11 protein-coding genes and 1 pseudogene are annotated in these 15,248 nt (G+C 69.8%); 7 read left to right on the forward strand and 5 right to left on the reverse strand.

Going from position 1 to position 15,248, the window contains the following annotated elements; all coding sequences use genetic code 11:
* Positions 1-626: pseudogene (locus tag D7X12_RS43080) on the forward strand (hypothetical protein); the annotation flags it as partial.
* A 74-nt stretch (positions 627-700) separates the two neighbouring features.
* Here the strand turns inward: D7X12_RS43080 and D7X12_RS29360 are convergent.
* Positions 701-1,006 carry a hypothetical protein gene (locus D7X12_RS29360; RefSeq protein WP_120628564.1) on the reverse strand — a complete coding sequence of 102 codons (306 nt, stop codon included), beginning with the start codon at positions 1,004-1,006 and terminating at the stop codon, positions 701-703.
* Between the two features lie 240 nt (positions 1,007-1,246).
* On the opposite strand from D7X12_RS29360, the gene D7X12_RS29365 reads away from it, so the two are divergent.
* The 4 genes from D7X12_RS29365 (at position 1,247) to D7X12_RS29380 (ending at position 7,505) form a co-directional block, all read left to right on the forward strand.
* The gene (locus tag D7X12_RS29365; protein WP_120628565.1) at positions 1,247-1,777 is read left to right on the forward strand and encodes an SLOG cluster 4 domain-containing protein; all 531 of its coding nucleotides are present in this window, start codon (positions 1,247-1,249) and stop codon (positions 1,775-1,777) included.
* A 102-nt stretch (positions 1,778-1,879) separates the two neighbouring features.
* Positions 1,880-2,281, forward strand: coding sequence for a hypothetical protein (locus D7X12_RS29370; RefSeq protein ID WP_120628566.1), 402 nt, complete (start codon positions 1,880-1,882; stop codon positions 2,279-2,281).
* Positions 2,282-2,296: 15 nt separating this feature from the next.
* Positions 2,297-6,604 (forward strand): AAA family ATPase, encoded by a 4,308-nt coding sequence (locus D7X12_RS45160; RefSeq protein WP_120628567.1) that lies wholly within the window; start codon positions 2,297-2,299, stop codon positions 6,602-6,604.
* Positions 6,605-6,689: 85 nt separating this feature from the next.
* Positions 6,690-7,505: an acyl-CoA desaturase gene (locus tag D7X12_RS29380; RefSeq protein WP_120628568.1), complete on the forward strand. Its 816-nt coding sequence runs from the start codon at positions 6,690-6,692 to the stop codon at positions 7,503-7,505.
* Between the two features lie 28 nt (positions 7,506-7,533).
* Here D7X12_RS29380 and D7X12_RS29385 read toward each other — a convergent pair whose 3' ends face one another.
* On the reverse strand, positions 7,534-8,949 hold the full coding sequence (locus D7X12_RS29385) for a B12-binding domain-containing radical SAM protein (RefSeq protein ID WP_120628569.1): 1,416 nt from the start codon (positions 8,947-8,949) through the stop codon (positions 7,534-7,536).
* A gap of 219 nt (positions 8,950-9,168) precedes the next feature.
* Between D7X12_RS29385 and D7X12_RS29390 the strand changes: the two genes are divergently transcribed.
* A complete protein-coding gene (locus D7X12_RS29390) occupies positions 9,169-10,953 on the forward strand; it encodes a hypothetical protein (RefSeq protein ID WP_120628570.1) in 1,785 nt (594 codons plus the stop codon).
* 78 nt (positions 10,954-11,031) lie between these two features.
* Here D7X12_RS29390 and D7X12_RS29395 read toward each other — a convergent pair whose 3' ends face one another.
* On the reverse strand, positions 11,032-12,057 hold the full coding sequence (locus tag D7X12_RS29395; RefSeq protein ID WP_120628571.1) for an inorganic phosphate transporter: 1,026 nt from the start codon (positions 12,055-12,057) through the stop codon (positions 11,032-11,034).
* Between the two features lies 1 nt (position 12,058).
* On the reverse strand, positions 12,059-12,685 hold the full coding sequence (locus D7X12_RS29400) for a DUF47 domain-containing protein (protein ID WP_120628572.1): 627 nt from the start codon (positions 12,683-12,685) through the stop codon (positions 12,059-12,061).
* Positions 12,686-12,991: 306 nt separating this feature from the next.
* Between D7X12_RS29400 and D7X12_RS29405 the strand changes: the two genes are divergently transcribed.
* Complete coding sequence (locus D7X12_RS29405; protein WP_120628573.1) at positions 12,992-13,870, forward strand: fatty acid desaturase family protein; 879 nt, start codon at positions 12,992-12,994, stop codon at positions 13,868-13,870.
* Between the two features lie 136 nt (positions 13,871-14,006).
* Here the strand turns inward: D7X12_RS29405 and D7X12_RS29410 are convergent.
* Positions 14,007-15,248, reverse strand: a 1,242-nt coding sequence (locus D7X12_RS29410; protein ID WP_120628574.1) for a M28 family metallopeptidase, incomplete at its 5' end; no start/stop codon positions are given.

Raw genomic sequence — 15,248 nt, forward strand, 5'->3', positions numbered from 1 at the left:
CGCTGCCGCCCATCCCCCCCGCGTCGCGCTACTTCCCCACGGTGACGCTGCGGCCCATCGCGACGAACCACAGCATGTGCGTGCTCCAGGAGTCGCTGGCCATCGGAGACAACGGCATCCTGGACGCCGTCGCCCGTGCCCTCACGGCCGCGGGCGCCCCGACGACCCCGGCGGACTTCGTGGACCCCACGAAGTTCCACGGCGTCAACGTCTTCTGGCTCTACCAGCCGGGCTTCCCCATGCTGCGCGCCCCGGCGGTGAACACCGCCCTCGAGGCGACCTCCGGCCAGGTGTTCAACGTCGCGTGGCAGCCGCCCGGGGCGCCCGGCCTGCCTCCGGGACTGCAGTCCCCGCGCGGCTTCATCGTCCAGCCCGGAGCCGTCAGTGGGCTGGGCATCTTCGTGGTGGTGCAGCCCGCCTCCGGCCCCAAGGCCCCGGGCGTGCGCTTCACCGTGCGCGACGACACCACGGACGCCGCCACGCGCCGGCCGTGGAAGTTCGACCCCATCAACGCGCCCCTCATCCCGGGCGTCATCACCTTCGGCGGCCTGCAGATCCGCCCGTCGACCTTCGAGCCGCCCAGCCCCTTCGGCAACGTCAGCGGCGCCCACCTCTGCCTGCCGTAGCCGCGGGGCCGTGGGCGGCCTGAAGCCCGCGGTCCGCCGGTCGTCTCCGTCACCCGGGAAGGGCTCCGGGTGACTCAGTCGTGCGTCCCCACGTGCAGGTCGCCGTGGCGGACGCAGACCCAGTGGAAGGCGCAGGAGCAGGCCACCGCGCGCGCGTGGGTGCAGCAGCGCCCGCCGAAGTGCTCCGGCAGGGGCTCCGGCGCGGCCCGGGGCGGCTCCGGCAGCTCACGTGGCGCGCCCCGTCCGGAGTCCGCGGGCACGGTGCCGCAGCAGCCCCGGGACAGGCAGGCGGGGCACAGCGACAGCTCGCAGTGCGCGCACCAGTCGTACACCTCTCCGGCGGTGCCACGGCGCTCACAACCTCCACAGGCGTCGAACATGGGCGGCCTCCAGGCTCACTGCGCACGAAGGTAGAGCAGGGGTCCGACATCACCGGCGGTGCGGGCGGCCTGCCGCCCCGGGCAGGAAAGCGATGGGTGGCGGACGCTCGCTTCCCGGAGCTTCCACGGGTGGACGGCAACGGCACCGCACGGCGGTCCGTGATCCCTTGCGGCCTTGGCCGCGGATTCGCATGGAACAGGGGTGGGCACGCGGTTCAGGACCCCCGGGAGGCCGTCGCCATGCGCAGACAGCGCCGCATCATCGGAGTGTTCGGCTCCGGAACGGAGTCCCACGAGGCGTGGGTGATACCGCTGGCGCGGTGGATTGCCGAAGCCGGCTTCGACCTGCTCACCGGCGCGGGCGGCGGTGTCATGAGCGCGGCGGCGGGCGCCTTCGTCGCGGTGGAGGGCCGGCGGGGCGCCTCCCTGGGCATCATCCCCGGCACCGTGGGGGCGGACGGCCGCTACCAGCCCCGCCCGGGCTATCCGAACACGGACATCGAGCTGCCCATCTACACCCACCTGCCCCTCAGCGGAGAGCAGGGCACGGACCCGATGAGCCGGAACCACATCAACGTGCTGACGCCCCACGCGCTGGTGGCGCTGCCGGGGGGCGCGGGCACCGCCGCGGAGGCCGCCCTGGCGCTGCGCTATGGCAAGCCCCTCATCCTGCACGGCCCCCTGGAGGCCTTCCGCCGCTTCCCGGCGGAGGCCGAGCGCACCACGTCCCTGGAGCGGGTGACCGAGTTCCTCCTGGCCGCGACCCGTTAGAGGGGGTAGGCGCCCCACGGGGTGGGAAAAGATTCTAGGATGGACACGTGGGGTCGGGCGCGCCCAGCACGGGGACGCCCCGCCGTCGCCACGTTCGCCACCATGATCAACCCTGACTATCCGCTGGCCAGCTGGTTCCTCGCGCTCTCGACGTCCCTCTTCCTCGTCGGCTACGCACTGCCGTTGCTGTTCGTTCCGCTGCGGTGGGCGCGCTGGTTCGGGTGGGAGCTGCCCACGGGCAACAACGACCTGACGGTCTACTTCGCGCGCTGCCTGGGCGCCCTGGCGCTGGCGGTCATCATCGCGGTGGTGCAGTTCATCCCGGACCCCAAGAGCCACCTGGTCATCTTCGAACTCATCGGCCTGATTGGCGGCCTGATGACCGTGGTGCACGTCTGGGGCGCGGTGATGAAGCAGCAGCCCTGGACCGAGACGGCGGAGATCCCCCTCTACGGAGCGGTGTGCGTGGCGGCCCTGTGGCTGCGCTACGCCACGCTGTCCTGAGCCCAGGCCCCCGGGATGCCCTCTGAGCAGCACATCGATCCGGTCGTCGCGGCGCTGGCGCCCTACATGCCGGCGGCCATCCTCGCGCGGCTGGCGCACCACGAGGCGGATGCCCTGCCGCGGGTGGAGCCCGTGCGGGGCGCCATCCTGCTGCTGGACATCGCGGGCTTCACGCCCATCGTGGTGGGGCTGAGCGGCGCGGGCCCTCGCGGCATCGACGCGCTCCAGCGGCTGCTCACGAACTACTACACCGAGATGATCGCCGTGGTGCGCGACCACGGCGGTGACATCTACCAGTTCGCCGGGGACTCCATCCTCGCGTGCTTCGAGGCCGCGCCCGGAGAGGCGGACGGGGACGTCGTGCAGCGCGCCGCGGTGTGCGCGCTGAGCGTGCAGCGCAGGCTGGCGCGCTTCGCCCGGCTGGAGCTGCTGGGCCAGCGCTTCGGCGTGTCGTCGCGCATCGGCATCGGCTTCGGTGAGTCCAACCGCATCGTGATGGGCGCCACCGGCCTGTGGATGCACCCGGCGCTCGTGGGTGAACCGCTGGCGCAGGCGGTGGGCGCGGAGAAGCAGTCCACCGTGTCGGAGGTCGTGCTCAGCCCCCGGGCCTGGAGCGCGCTGCCGGAGTCCGCGCGCCGGGGCGAGGAGCGCGCGGGGGGCAACCACCGGCTGGCCCTGGACGCGCCGGTGGAGGCCGTCAAGCGGCCGCTGCTCCCGCCCGTGGGAGGCGCGGAGCTGGTGGGGCGGTGCGCGCTCCTGCTGAACCCGGTGCTCTTCACGAAGATCACCACCGCGCACCAGGAGTTCTCCGGCGACTTCCGCGACGTCACCTGCTTCTTCGTGCGCTTCACGCACACGTCGTCGGACGGGGACCCCACGTCGTTCACCCGCGACCTGAACACCTACTACGAGTTCGTCCAGCGCGAGAGCGCGCACCACGGCGGCGTGCTGCTGATGACGGACTTCACGGACAAGGGCAACGTGCTCTACGTCCTGTTCGGCGCGCCCACCGCCCAGCAGAACAAGGAGGTGCTGGCGTGCCGGCTGGCCTGCAAGCTGCTCAAGGCCCGGGACAGCTTCCCGTTCCTGGACGAGCTGCAGATCGGCATCGCCACCGGGCACGCCTACTGCGGGGACATGGGCTCGCCGTGGCGCAAGGGGTACTCGGCGCTGGGCGAGGTCGTGAACATGGCCGCGCGCCTGATGACGCACGGGCGCACCAGCGGCGTGCACCTGTGCGCCAACACGCAGGGGCGGCTGCACCAGGGCGGCTTCGCCACCGAGTTCGTGGAGGACGCGAAGCTCAAGGGCGTCTCGCGCACGGTGCCGGTGTACCGGCTGCTGGGGGAGACGCGCCGCAGCCTGTTCATCAAGGGGCAGGGCGACATCATCGGCCGGCGGCAGGAGCTGGTCGTGCTGCGCGAGGCGCTGGACGCGTCGCTCAACGGCCGGGGCCGCGTCTGTGTGGTGTCCGGCGAGGCGGGCATCGGCAAGTCGCGGCTGGGCGCGCGCGTGCTGGACGACGCGGAGGAGGGCGGCGCGTGGGCGCTCTACGGCATCTGCTACTCCTACGAGATGTTCACCCCCTTCTTCCCCTGGAAGGAGGTGCTGCTCCAGGCGTTCGGGCTGGGTGACGCGGATGATCCGCAGACGCAGCTGGGCAAGCTGGGGCATGGGCTGGACGGCCTGGAGGACGTGGGGCCGGAGTGGATCCCCGTCATCGCGAACATCCTCGGCGTGGCGATGGAGGAGACGCCCGACACGCTGGCCGTGGACGTGCGCCGCAAGCAGCAGAAGGTGTTCCAGATCGTCTTCCAGCTCCTGGAGAAGCTCAGCCGCGCGCGGCCGCTGCTGCTCTTCTTCGAGGACCTGCACTGGGCGGACAACATCTCGTTGGACCTGCTCCAGTACCTCGCGCTGCGCCTGGGCTCGCACCGGATGATGGTGCTGGCGACGATGCGCCCGGGCGAGCAGCTGCGCGGCCTGCGCGAGCTGCCGGAGTACTGCCCGGTGGAGCTGTCCAGCCTGGACGACGAGGACACGCGCACGCTCCTGCGCGTGCACCTGCGCCTGTCGCCGCCGGACCTCGCGCTGGAGGACCGGCTGCTCGCGAAGGTGCAGGGCAACCCGTTCTTCATCGAATCCATCGTGGATGGCCTGACGGAGCAGGGCTACCTGGGCATCGCGGAGCCCGGCTCGGAGCGCATGGAGTTGAAGCGCGGCCTGCAGGACCTGCTGCTGCCGGACTCCATCCAGGACGTGGTGCTGTCGCGCATCGACCTCTTGAGCGAGACGGAGAAGCTGGTGGTGAAGGTGGCGTCCGTCATCGGGCGCGTCTTCACGCTGGACGCGGTGTCCGCGCTGGTGCCGGGCTCCATCGTGGGCCCCCGCCTGCGCGAGGCCATGGACACGCTCACGCGCCTGGGCCTCATCCTCCTGGAGTCGGAGGAGCCGTACACCTGCCTCTTCAAGCACATCGTCATCCGCGACGTGGCCTACAACACGCTGCTGGTGTCGGCGAAAGAGGACCTGCACCGGCGGCTCGCGCGCTACCTGGAGGCCAGGGCGAGCGACAACCTCGCCGGCTCCGCGGGTCTGCTGGCCTTCCACTTCCTGGCCGGCAACGTGGAGGACAAGGGCCTGGAGTACACGCTGATGGCGGCCCGCAGCGCGCGGGCGCAGTACGCCAACGACGACGCCGTCTACCACTACAACCGCGGGCTGGAGCTCTTGGGCACCGTGGCCCCGTTGGATCCGGAGGCGCTGCTCCTGAAGACGCGCCGGGTGATGCAGGAGCTGGCGGAGACGCTGCTCCAGGCGGGCAACTACGCCGGCGCCATCATCATGTTCGAGCAGTGCCTGGTGGACGAGGAGGAGGTCCCCCTCCAGGCGGAGCTGCACCTGGGCCTGGGCCGCGCGCACCAGGAGAAGGGCGAGTCCGGCCGCGCCACGCACCACCTGGAGCAGTCGCTCATCCTCCGCGGCCGGAGCCTGCCGCAGAGCCTGCCCGCGCTGGCGCTGCGCACGCTCGCGAACCTGCTCCTGCGGGGGCTCGCCACGCTCCTGCCCTTCATCCTGCGGCCGCTGCCCGCGTCGCGCCTGCCGCAGTACCTGCAGCAGCTGAGCACGCTCAACTCGCTCATCCGCATCTACTACTTCTCCGACATCACCAAGCTCACCTGGGCGACGCTCGTGTCCACCAACATGGCGGAGCGCTCGCGCAGCGACTACGCCATGAGCCTCGCCAGCGGCTACTACGCCACGCTGCTGTTCGGCGCGGGGCTGCTCAAGCGCTCGCGCTACCACGGCGAGCGGGCGCTGGAGTACGCGCGGCGCTCGAAGGACCCGGTGGCGGAGGGGCTCGCGCTCAGCCGGCTGGGCATCCAGGCCTTCTTCGCCAACGAGCTGAAGCGCTCGCGCGACTTCCAGGAGCAGGCCGTGTCCACGCTGCGCGTGGTGGGCGAGCGCTGGGAGCGCCAGACGTCCCTGATGATGCAGGCGACGGGCGAGTTCCTCTGCTCGCGCTTCAAGACGGCGGAGGAGCTCTACGAGCAGATGAAGACCATTGGCGTGGAGCTCAACGCGCTGATGCACCAGGGCTGGGCGCACTCGTGGGCGCCCATGTGCCGCTACCTGCTGGGCGAAGGGGACGTGGGCGAATTGTGCGCGGAGCTGGAGCAGGGCCTGCGCATCAGCGAGGAGGTGGCGGACCTGGCCAACCAGTGCGCCAGCCTCAACCACCTGGCCAACGTGACGGTGCGCGAGCACCAGGTGGAGGAGGCGGCGTTCGTCGCGGTGCGCTGCTTCAAGAGCATCTGGAGCTACCAGGTCCTGGTGCCCTTCCTCCAGGTGGGGCTGGTGGACGCGGCGGAGGCGGCCCTGTTCGCGCTGGAGGAGGGCGCCACGGTGGTGCCGCGCAAGCAGCTGCTGCGCATCGTGCGGCTGGCGTCCATGAAGGCGCGCGTGCTGTCGCGGCTGTACCCGTACCTGAAGGGCCCGGCGCTGCGCGTGACGGCGCGCTCGCTGCGGCTGCGCAAGGGGCCCAGGGCCGCGGAGCCGGTGTTCCTGGAGGCCATCGCCGTGCTGGAGGCGAGCCCCAACCGCTGGGAGACGGGCGTCGCCTACTTCGACGCGGCGGTGGCGCTGCCGCACCGGCGGGAGGCCTTCCTGGCCCGCGCGCGCGACATCTTCACGGAGGTGGGCGCCCGCGCGGAGCTGCGCCGCATCGACCGGCTCCAGGCCTCCGCGCAGGCCCTCCTGCCCGCCGCGCCCCCGCTGCTGACATCCCAGGCCCGGGGCGGCCAGGACGCGCGCGTGATGTGAGCGGGCCGCGAATCCGGGCGCAATGCTTGTCCCGTCGGTCCCGGCCCCTACACTGCGGGTTCCACCTTCGCTCCCGCACCGGGCCATGACCTCCGTTCCGCTCCGCTTCCAGGCCAGTCCCGTCATCGTCGGCTACATGCTCGTGGTGCACGCCCTGGCCGCGCTGGCCTTCGTGCTGCCCTGGCCTCCGTACGCGCTGCCGGTGGCGCTGGCGGTGTACGTGACCATCGGGCTGGGGACGACGGTGGGGCTGCACCGCCTCTTGTGTCACCGCGCCTTCGCCTGCCCCCGCTGGGTGGAGTACGCGCTGGTGACGGTGGCCATGCTGACCGCGCAGGGCAGCCCGCTCTTGTGGGCCGCCACGCACCGGCTGCACCACGCGAAGGCGGACGCGGAGGGCGACGTGCACTCGCCCGTGCGCGGCTTCTGGTACGCGCACATGGGGTGGATCCTCAACGAGGCCTCCACGGACGACGACGGCTGGCGCACCTGGTGCCGCGACATGGCGGGGGACCGCTACTACCACTGGCTCTTGCGCTACCGCATCGCGCCGCAGGTGCTGGCGGTGCTCGTGGTGGGGCTGACGTTCGGCTGGCGCACGGTGCCCGCGTACTTCTTCCTGCCGGTGGTGTGCTGGATGCAGAGCACCTACGCGGTGAACTCGGTGTGCCACGCGGGGTTCGGCGTCCGCGTCCACGACACGCGCGACCAGAGCCGCAACGTGTGGTGGGTGGGCGTGCTCGCGCTGGGCGAGGGCTGGCACAACAACCACCACGCCTTCCCCGCGTCCGCGCGACACGGTTGGGTGTGGTGGCAGTGGGACCCGGGCTGGCTCTTCATCCGCTCGCTCCAGGCCCTGGGGCTCGCGTGGGACGTGCGGTTGCCCTCGCGGATCCGCTGAAGGCTCCTGAGCCGGCTCGGGCGCCGGCTCAGGTCACGAGCTGGGGCTTCAAGCCCAGCGCCGCCATCTGCTGGACGTCCCAGTCCTCCAGCGCGTCCAGGCCCGCGATGTAGCGGCGCGCCGTGTTCTTCACCGGGTTGCGGATGCTGACGATCTCCGGGCCGGAGAAGAGGATGGTCTGCTTGTAGCGCGGCATGTCGCTCATCATCAGCTTGGACGCGTAGTGCCGCGCGATGTTGGGCAGGCTGCCCAGCGTGCGGCACAGGCGCAGGAAGTGCTCCACCACCTCGGAGGCGTGGAGCTGCTTGGGCCGGTGGCACAGCGTGTACCCGTCGTAGTCGCGGCTGGTGGTGCCGGGCAGCAGCCGGTTCTCCGCCTGCAGCTCGCGGAAGAAGGGCGTCTCCGGGTAGGGGCAGACGATGCCCAGGAACGTGACGGAGAAGTACTTCAGGTCCGCCAGGTACTCCGGCAGCCGGTGCAGGTAGTCGTTGGTGTCGCCGTCCGAACCGACGATGAGCCCGAAGGACAGGAGGATGCCGGAGGAGAAGACGCGGCGGATGACGGCGTCCACCTCCGACAGCTTGTTCTGGCCCTTGTTCATCGCCTTGAGGGAGTCCGGATTCAACGACTCCAGGCCGGTGTAGACGTAGCGGCAGCCCGCCTTCGCCATCAGCTTCACCAGCGACTCGTCCTTGAGCACGTTGAAGGTGAGGGCGCAGCCCCAGGTCTTCTTCAGGGGGATGAGCGCCTCGCACAGCGCGCGCAGGTACTTGGGCGACCCGCCCAGGTTGTTGTCCAGGAAGATGAACGCGTCGTCCATCAGCCCCAGGTAGTTCGGGTTCCAGCGCATGCGCGTCTGGATTTCATCGATGACGTCGGGGATGGGCCGGAAGCGGTAGCGCTCGTTGCCGGTGAGGACGCAGAAGTTGCACGCGAAGGGGCAGCCGCGCGACGCCTCGATGCCCGGCAGCCGCACCTTGTTGTGCGTGAAGTTGATGAGCTCATACCGGTACGGCCGGATGGCGGCGGCGCCCAGCGAGGGGTTGTTGTAGCGCGGCTGGAGCTTCCCCTTCTCGAAGTCCGCGACGAGCGCGGGCACGTTGGACTCCGGCTCGCCGGTGATGACCGCGTCGAAGTAGAGCGCCGCGTCGTCGGGGAAGTAGCCCGCGTGACGCCCGCCCGCCACCGTCGTCATCCCCCGCTGCCGGAAGAGGGTGGAGAGCACCTTGGTGTGCTCGTAGTACGAGTGCAGGTACGAGAAGAAGACCAGGTCCCAGTGCCTGTCCAACGGGATGTCCGCCTCCTTCTCGTTGAAGATCTCCACCTCCGCGTGCTCCGGGCACAGGCCGGCGATCAGCTCCGGCACGGAGGACTGCATGATGGAGGGCTCCTTGATTCGCAGCCGGGTCGGGTGGGTGTACGTGGCGATGATGGCGATGCGCATGCGTGCGTTCCGGGCGAAAGGCGCGGAAGGAACGGCACGCACCCGCGCGCGAAGACACCGCCGGACTGCGTCCCCCTCCGTGGGCGGAGAATCACCCGGAGTCCGGGCGCTGGCAAAGGATTCAGGCGGAGGACGCCGCACTCCGCGTCCTTCCGGTGGCAGCGGACGACCCAGGAGGACCTATCTCGCGGGGGGGCCACGCTGATAGATATTTGAAACATGGATGCCACCCCAAACCCGACCTCCCGTGGATGGTCGTTTCAGCGTTATTTCTGGATCTCCGTTGTCTGTGCCGCGCTCCTGGGCGCGCTGACCCTGCGCGTCGGCTTCATGCCGGATGACTACATCTGGCTGGGCGTCTGGGACGACGTGCCGCCGCCCGCGCCGTTGGGCAACACGCCCTTCGACGTGTACCGCACGGCGACGGGCATCCCGGAGCACACGCACGCGCTCAAGCAGGCCGGCGTCTTCCCGTGGTGGGCGGTGCCCACGGTGAAGGTGTCCTTCTTCCGGCCGCTGGGCAGCGCGCTGTACGGCCTGGATCACCTGCTCTACAACCGCAACGCCGTCGCCTACCAGCTGCACTCGCTGCTCTGGTACGTGGGGCTCATCATGCTCGCGGGCGTGCTGCTCAAGCGCGTGCTGCCGACGGCGGTGGGCGCGCTGGCGATGTTCCTCTTCGCCATCCACGGCTCGCACGCGGCGCTGCTGGGGTGGCTGTCCTACCGCAGCGTGCTGGTGTCCATGCTCTTCGGACTCGTGGGCATCTTCTTCCACGTCGAGTGGCGGGAGCGTCAGCGCAAGGGCGCCCTGGCCTTCGCGCTCATCGCCTACGTGCTGAGCCTCGCGGGCGGCGAGACGATGATGATCCTCAGCCCGTACCTGCTCGCCTACGAGGCCTTCTCCGGGCCGGGGCGGCCGGTGGACCGGGTGAAGGGGCTCTTGCCGTTCGGCGCGCTGATGGCCTGCTACTTCGTGCTGTACCGGGTGCTGGGCTACGGCGCGTCCGGTTCGGACATGTACCTGGACGCGATGGAGACGCCGGTGGCGTGGTTCCAGGCGATGTTGATCCGCGTCCCGGCGGCCATCGCGGGGCTGACGATCAGCGCGCCCACGGACTTCATCATGGACCTGTCCTACGTGCCCCTGTTCACGGTGCTGGGCGCGGTGGGCGTCGCCTTCCTGGGGCTGCTGCTGTGGGGCGTGTGGCCCTCGATGGACTCCTCGGAGCGGCGCACGCTGGGGTGGATGCTGACGGGCTCGTTCGTGTCCACGTGGCTGGCCAGCTCCGCGTTCGCCGGCTCCCGCACCCTCATCGTCCCCAGCCTGGGCTCCGCGGTGGCCATCGCCATGGTGCTGCGCCATGCGTGGAAGGGCCGCGCGCGCACGCTCCGCTCCGGCGCGGTGCTGGCGGGCGCGGCGGTGCTGGGCCTGCTGCACATCGTCGCCGCCCCCTACGTGTGGTGGCAGACCCTGGACGTGTACTCGCAGATGCAGGCGAGCCTGGACCGCGTACAGCTGCGCTACGGCGAGGCGTTGGACCTCAAGGCGCTGCCGAACCAGCGGCTGGTGGTGCTCAACGCGCCCAACGGCGTCGTGGGCATCTACGGCTCCGTGCAGTGGTGGTCCCTGGGCAAGCCGCTGCCGAAGTCCTGGTGGACGCTGTCCTATTCGCTGGATGAGCAGCTGGTGACGCGCACGGGGCCCAACACGCTGGAGCTGGCGCTGCCCAAGGGGAACTTCCTCACGTCCGTGGAGGAGCGCATCCACCGCGCGGCGCGCTACCCGATGAAGCAGGGGGACGAGGTGACCTTCGAGGGGCTGAAGGTCCGCATCGAGGAGACCGACGCCGGGGGCCCCAAGCGCGTGTCCTTCACCTTCGACGTGCCGCTGGAGGACCCGTCGCTGAAGCTCGTCGAGTGGAAGAACAAGAAGGTGGTGCCCTGGACGCCGCCCGCGCTGGGCGGACCTCCGGCGGTGGTGAACGCCCGCGTCGTCCAGTAGGTCCGCGGGAAGAAGAAGGGGAGGGCGGGCCGCTTCCGGGGGTGACACCGGAAGGGCCCAGGCCCTCGGGCGCCGCGGTCAGCCCACCAGCCGGACGATCCCGAGCGTGATGCCGTAGACGAGCACGGACACGAGGGCGGCGGCGGGGATGGTGAACACCCAGGCCCAGAGGATGCGTCCGGCGGTGCCCCACTTCACCGCGCGCCAGCCGCGCGTGGACCCCACGCCGACGATGGCGCCGGTGATGGTGTGGGTGGTGGAGACGGGGATGCCCAGCTCCGCCAGGGCGATGATGGTGACGCCGCCGCCGGTCTCCGCGCAGAAGCCGCCAATGGGCGCCAGCTTCGTGAGGCTGTGGCCCATGGTGCGGATGATGCGCCAGCCGCCGAAGAAGGTGCCCAGCGCGATGGCGGCGTGACAGGAGATGATCATCCACCAGTCGATGTGGAACGGCCGGTCGCGCCAGATGGTGCCGAAGAGCACCACGGCGATGATGCCCATCACCTTCTGCGCGTCATTGGTGCCGTGGCTGAAGGAGAAGATGGCGGACGACACCAGCTGCAACCTGCGGAACCAGGTGTCCACGCGCAGCGGCGTCTGCTTGTGCACCGTCCAGGTGCTGATCAGCATCATCGTGATGCCCAGGAACATGCCGATGAGGGGCGACAGGACGATGAAGGACGCGATCCGCGCGATGCCCGAGCCCACGAGCCCCTGGAAGCCCAGCACCGGCAGCGTGGCGCCAATCATCCCGCCCGCCAGCGCGTGAGAGGACGACGAGGGCAGGCCCCACCACCAGGTCAGCAGGTTCCAGGTGATGGCCCCCATGAGGGAGGAGAAGACGACGAGCAGCACCGCGGTGGGGCCGGCGGCGCGGAGCATGTCGAAGTTGATGATGCCCTTGCCCATCGTGTTGGCCACGTGCACGCCGCCCGCGAAGGCCGCCACGAAGTTGAAGAACGCGGCCCAGGCCACCGCGAGGTTCGGCGACAGCACGCGCGTGGAGACCACGGTGGCGATGGAATTCGCGGCGTCGTGGAAGCCGTTGATGAAATCGAAGACGAGCGCGACGATGACGATGAGGACGACCGCGGCGAGCAGCATTTCAGGAGTGCTCCAGCACGACGCCTTCAATGACGTTCGCGACACCCTGGCACTTGTCGGTCGCCGTCTCGATGAGGTCGTAGATCTCCTTCCACTTGATGATGGTCAGGGTGTCCACGCCGCTCTTGAACAGCCGGCCCATGCCGGAGCGCAGCACTTCATCCGCCTGGGACTCCAGGGTCTTGATCTCCTTGCAGCCGGCGAGGATCTGCTCCGGCTTCTTGATGAGGCGCAGGGCGGCGACGACCTCCTGCACCTTCAGCGTGGAGAGCACCAGCAGGCGCGCCAGCTCCGCGGCGTCCGGCCGGGTGGATTCAATCTCGTAGTACAAGAGCCGCGCGGCGGCCGCGTTGGTCAGGTCCAGCACGTCGTCGATGCGCGACAGCAGGGAGTGGATCTGCGTGCGATCAAACGGGGTGATGAACTGCTGGTGCAGGCGGTTGAAGGCCGCGTGCGTCACTTCGTCTCCGCGGTGCTCCACGTCCTTGAGCGCCTGGACGCGCGTGGGCACGTCCCGGTAGTCACTCAGGAGCTCGTGAAGGAGCCTGGCTCCCTCGACAGTCCTGGAGCACTGCGCGTCGAAGTCGTCGAAGAACTCGTCCGACTTCGGCATCAGCTTTTCGAGCATGGCGTCTCCCTCGGCGCCTGGGGCGACAGGCGCCATCCGCCGCGGGAGGTGGTTCGGCGAGGGGTGTCACCCTCCCGTGACGCGCCGTGACCTACCCTACCTGGAGAGATTCGCCAGTGTTCCGTGCACAAGTGCACGGATTCCAGGGGGTTGGAGCGGGGGGCGACAAGGGACGGGCAGGCGAAACGGCCCCGGCGGAAGACTCCAGGAAGGGGATGGGCCAGGGGCCTGTTCCAGGTGGGGCTTCACGACTTACAGTCGGAAAGTCTGCAAATCCTCCCTGGTCCCTCTTGTCGTGGAAGGCGAATGACCCTGTTCCGGCACCCTGAAGATCGCATCCCGGTCCTGATGTTCGCGGGCGTGTTCGCGCTCGATGTGACGGTGTTCCTCACGGCGCGGAGCTGGTGGGTGCCCGTGCTGTGGTTCGCGCTGGGCATCATCCCCAAGGGGTGGATCAGCGCGTGGAACCACCACCATCAGCACCTGACGATGTTCCGGCACGCGCTGCCCAACCGGCTCCTGGAGATCATCTTCGGGTTCCAGACGGGCGTGACGTCCCAGGCGTGGTTCCTCCACCACGTGGTGGGTCACCACCGCAACTACCTGGACCAGACGAAGGACGAGTCCCGCTGGAAGCGCGATGACGGCACGACGATGGGCGAGCTGGAGTACTCGCTGAGCACCATGCTGACCGCGTATCCGCGCGCCTGGGAAGTGGGCCGCAGGCAGCACCCGAAGTCGCTGCGCCTGTTCGTCGTGATGGCGGCGCTCCAGCTCGTGCTGCTGGCGGGGCTGTTCTGGGTGAACCCCTACAACGCGCTGTTCGTCTTCCTGCTGCCGATGGTGGCGTCGCTCTTCGTCACCGTGTGGGCGACCTTCTTCCACCACGTGGACCTGAACACCGCGCAGCACGCGGAGGCCTCGTACAACATCCTCCACAAGGGCTACAACCTGATGACCGGCAACCTGGGCTACCACACCGCGCATCACACGCGGCACGGGCTGCACTGGTCGAAGCTGCCGGAGCTCCACGCGCAGCTGGCCCGCGACATCCCGGCCCACCTCTACCGGCAGCCGGGCATCCCGTTCGTCTGGCGCGGCTCCGAGGAGAAGCTGGTCCTGAGCGAGCACGAGCTGCAGGCGCTCACCGGCGCGCCCGTGTCCGACGGTGAGCTGGCCGCCTGAGGCCGCTCGCCGAGCCTGAGGGCTCGGGCCGCTTGCGCGCCAGGTCGTCGTGCACCTCCGCCGGAAGCGAGTCTTCCGGCAGGCTGCCTTGCGCGACCTCGATTCGAGGGAGGGGGGCGCTCATCCCCCCGTCCAGTCACGGCGCCGTCGTGCGGTTCGCCGCGAGGTGGATGACGTTCACCATCAGGTCCTTCACGCGGCGCGGCTTCTCCCCGCCGTTGTCCTCGAGGATCTTCCCGATGTCGTCCTCCGGCTCGTGGTACTCGGGGATGAGGTCGCCGCCGCCCTTCGGGTTGGACAGGCCCTCGAAGAGGAAGAGCACGTCCTCGCCCTTGCGCCCGAACGACGCGCCGTCCTGCCGGTCCCGGTACACGTTGATGTCCCGGTTGATGCGATCGAACGGATCCGCCAGCTGCTGGTTCGCCTGGTCCACCACGTCCCGGAAGTAGTTGGGCTGGCCCTTCGTGTTGGTGTCGACGACGGACAGGCGCTGATCATCCCAGCGGCCCACCATGTCCGTGTTGATGACGCCGGCGATGTTCTTCAGCTCCAGGCCGGGGATGGGGTGGTCCACGAAGTACTGCGAACCCACCAGCCCCTTCTCCTCCGCGCCCGTCCAGATGAAGAGCACGGAGCGATCCAGCTCCCCGCGCTTCTGCGCCTCCGCCAGCTCCGGCACCGCCGCCATCAGCACCGCGCTGCCGGACGCGTTGTCGTCCGCGCCGTTGAAGACGTTGCCCTTGCGGTCCACGCCCACGTGGTCCAGGTGGGCCATCACGACGATGACCTCGTCCTTGTGCGGCCCGGTGCCGGGCAGCAGCGCCATCGTGTTCAGCGCCGGGCCCGTCGCGGTGGCCACCTGCCGCAGCTCCTCCACGCTGCGCTGCGCCCCCGCCTGCGCGGGCACCAGCGGCTTGCCGGCCGCCTTCATCGTGCTCTCGTACTGGCGGTTGAGCAGGGCCAGCGTGTCCCCGGGCATCTTGTCGTCCAGGTAGAAGCCCTCCGCGAACGTCGTGTGTCCGAACTCCTTGTGCGGTCCGTGGCTCGCGCCGTGTGACGCGCCCTCCGCCGCCGGCGAGCCGGCGAAGGAGAAGACGTCGAACTTCTGCTGGAAGGGGTTCTCCGGGTTGTTGGAGTTCGGGCCCACGAGGCCGTACTTCTGCACGTGCTCCTGCACGTAGGCGGACGCCGCGTCCAGGCCCGCTGACGGGCTGTCGCGCCCCTTCAGCGCGTCGGAGGCCAGGTACTCCAGGTGCGTCATCGGATCCGAGTCGTTCGCGACGGGCGGCTCGGTGGGCTTCTGTGGCGGCACCGGCGTCGTCGTCACGGGCGGCGGCAGTGACAGCACCGGGGGCGGCGCGGGCAGGCGGGGCAGGGG

The organism is Corallococcus sicarius, assembly GCF_003611735.1.
GTDB classification, from domain to species: domain Bacteria; phylum Myxococcota; class Myxococcia; order Myxococcales; family Myxococcaceae; genus Corallococcus; species Corallococcus sicarius.

Bases quoted from the DNA above. Each gene is read 5' to 3' on its own strand.
- D7X12_RS29365 (WP_120628565.1), top strand. From the start codon at position 1,247: ATGCGCAGACAGCGCCGCATCATCGGAGTGTTCGGCTCCGGAACGGAG.
- D7X12_RS29405 (WP_120628573.1), top strand. From the start codon at position 12,992: ATGACCCTGTTCCGGCACCCTGAAGATCGCATCCCGGTCCTGATGTTC.
- D7X12_RS29370 (WP_120628566.1), top strand. From the start codon at position 1,880: ATGATCAACCCTGACTATCCGCTGGCCAGCTGGTTCCTCGCGCTCTCG.
- D7X12_RS29380 (WP_120628568.1), top strand. From the start codon at position 6,690: ATGACCTCCGTTCCGCTCCGCTTCCAGGCCAGTCCCGTCATCGTCGGC.
- D7X12_RS29395 (WP_120628571.1), bottom strand. From the start codon at position 12,057: ATGCTGCTCGCCGCGGTCGTCCTCATCGTCATCGTCGCGCTCGTCTTC.
- D7X12_RS29390 (WP_120628570.1), top strand. From the start codon at position 9,169: ATGGATGCCACCCCAAACCCGACCTCCCGTGGATGGTCGTTTCAGCGT.
- D7X12_RS45160 (WP_120628567.1), top strand. From the start codon at position 2,297: ATGCCCTCTGAGCAGCACATCGATCCGGTCGTCGCGGCGCTGGCGCCC.
- D7X12_RS29360 (WP_120628564.1), bottom strand. From the start codon at position 1,006: ATGTTCGACGCCTGTGGAGGTTGTGAGCGCCGTGGCACCGCCGGAGAG.
- D7X12_RS29385 (WP_120628569.1), bottom strand. From the start codon at position 8,949: ATGCGCATCGCCATCATCGCCACGTACACCCACCCGACCCGGCTGCGA.
- D7X12_RS29400 (WP_120628572.1), bottom strand. From the start codon at position 12,685: ATGCTCGAAAAGCTGATGCCGAAGTCGGACGAGTTCTTCGACGACTTC.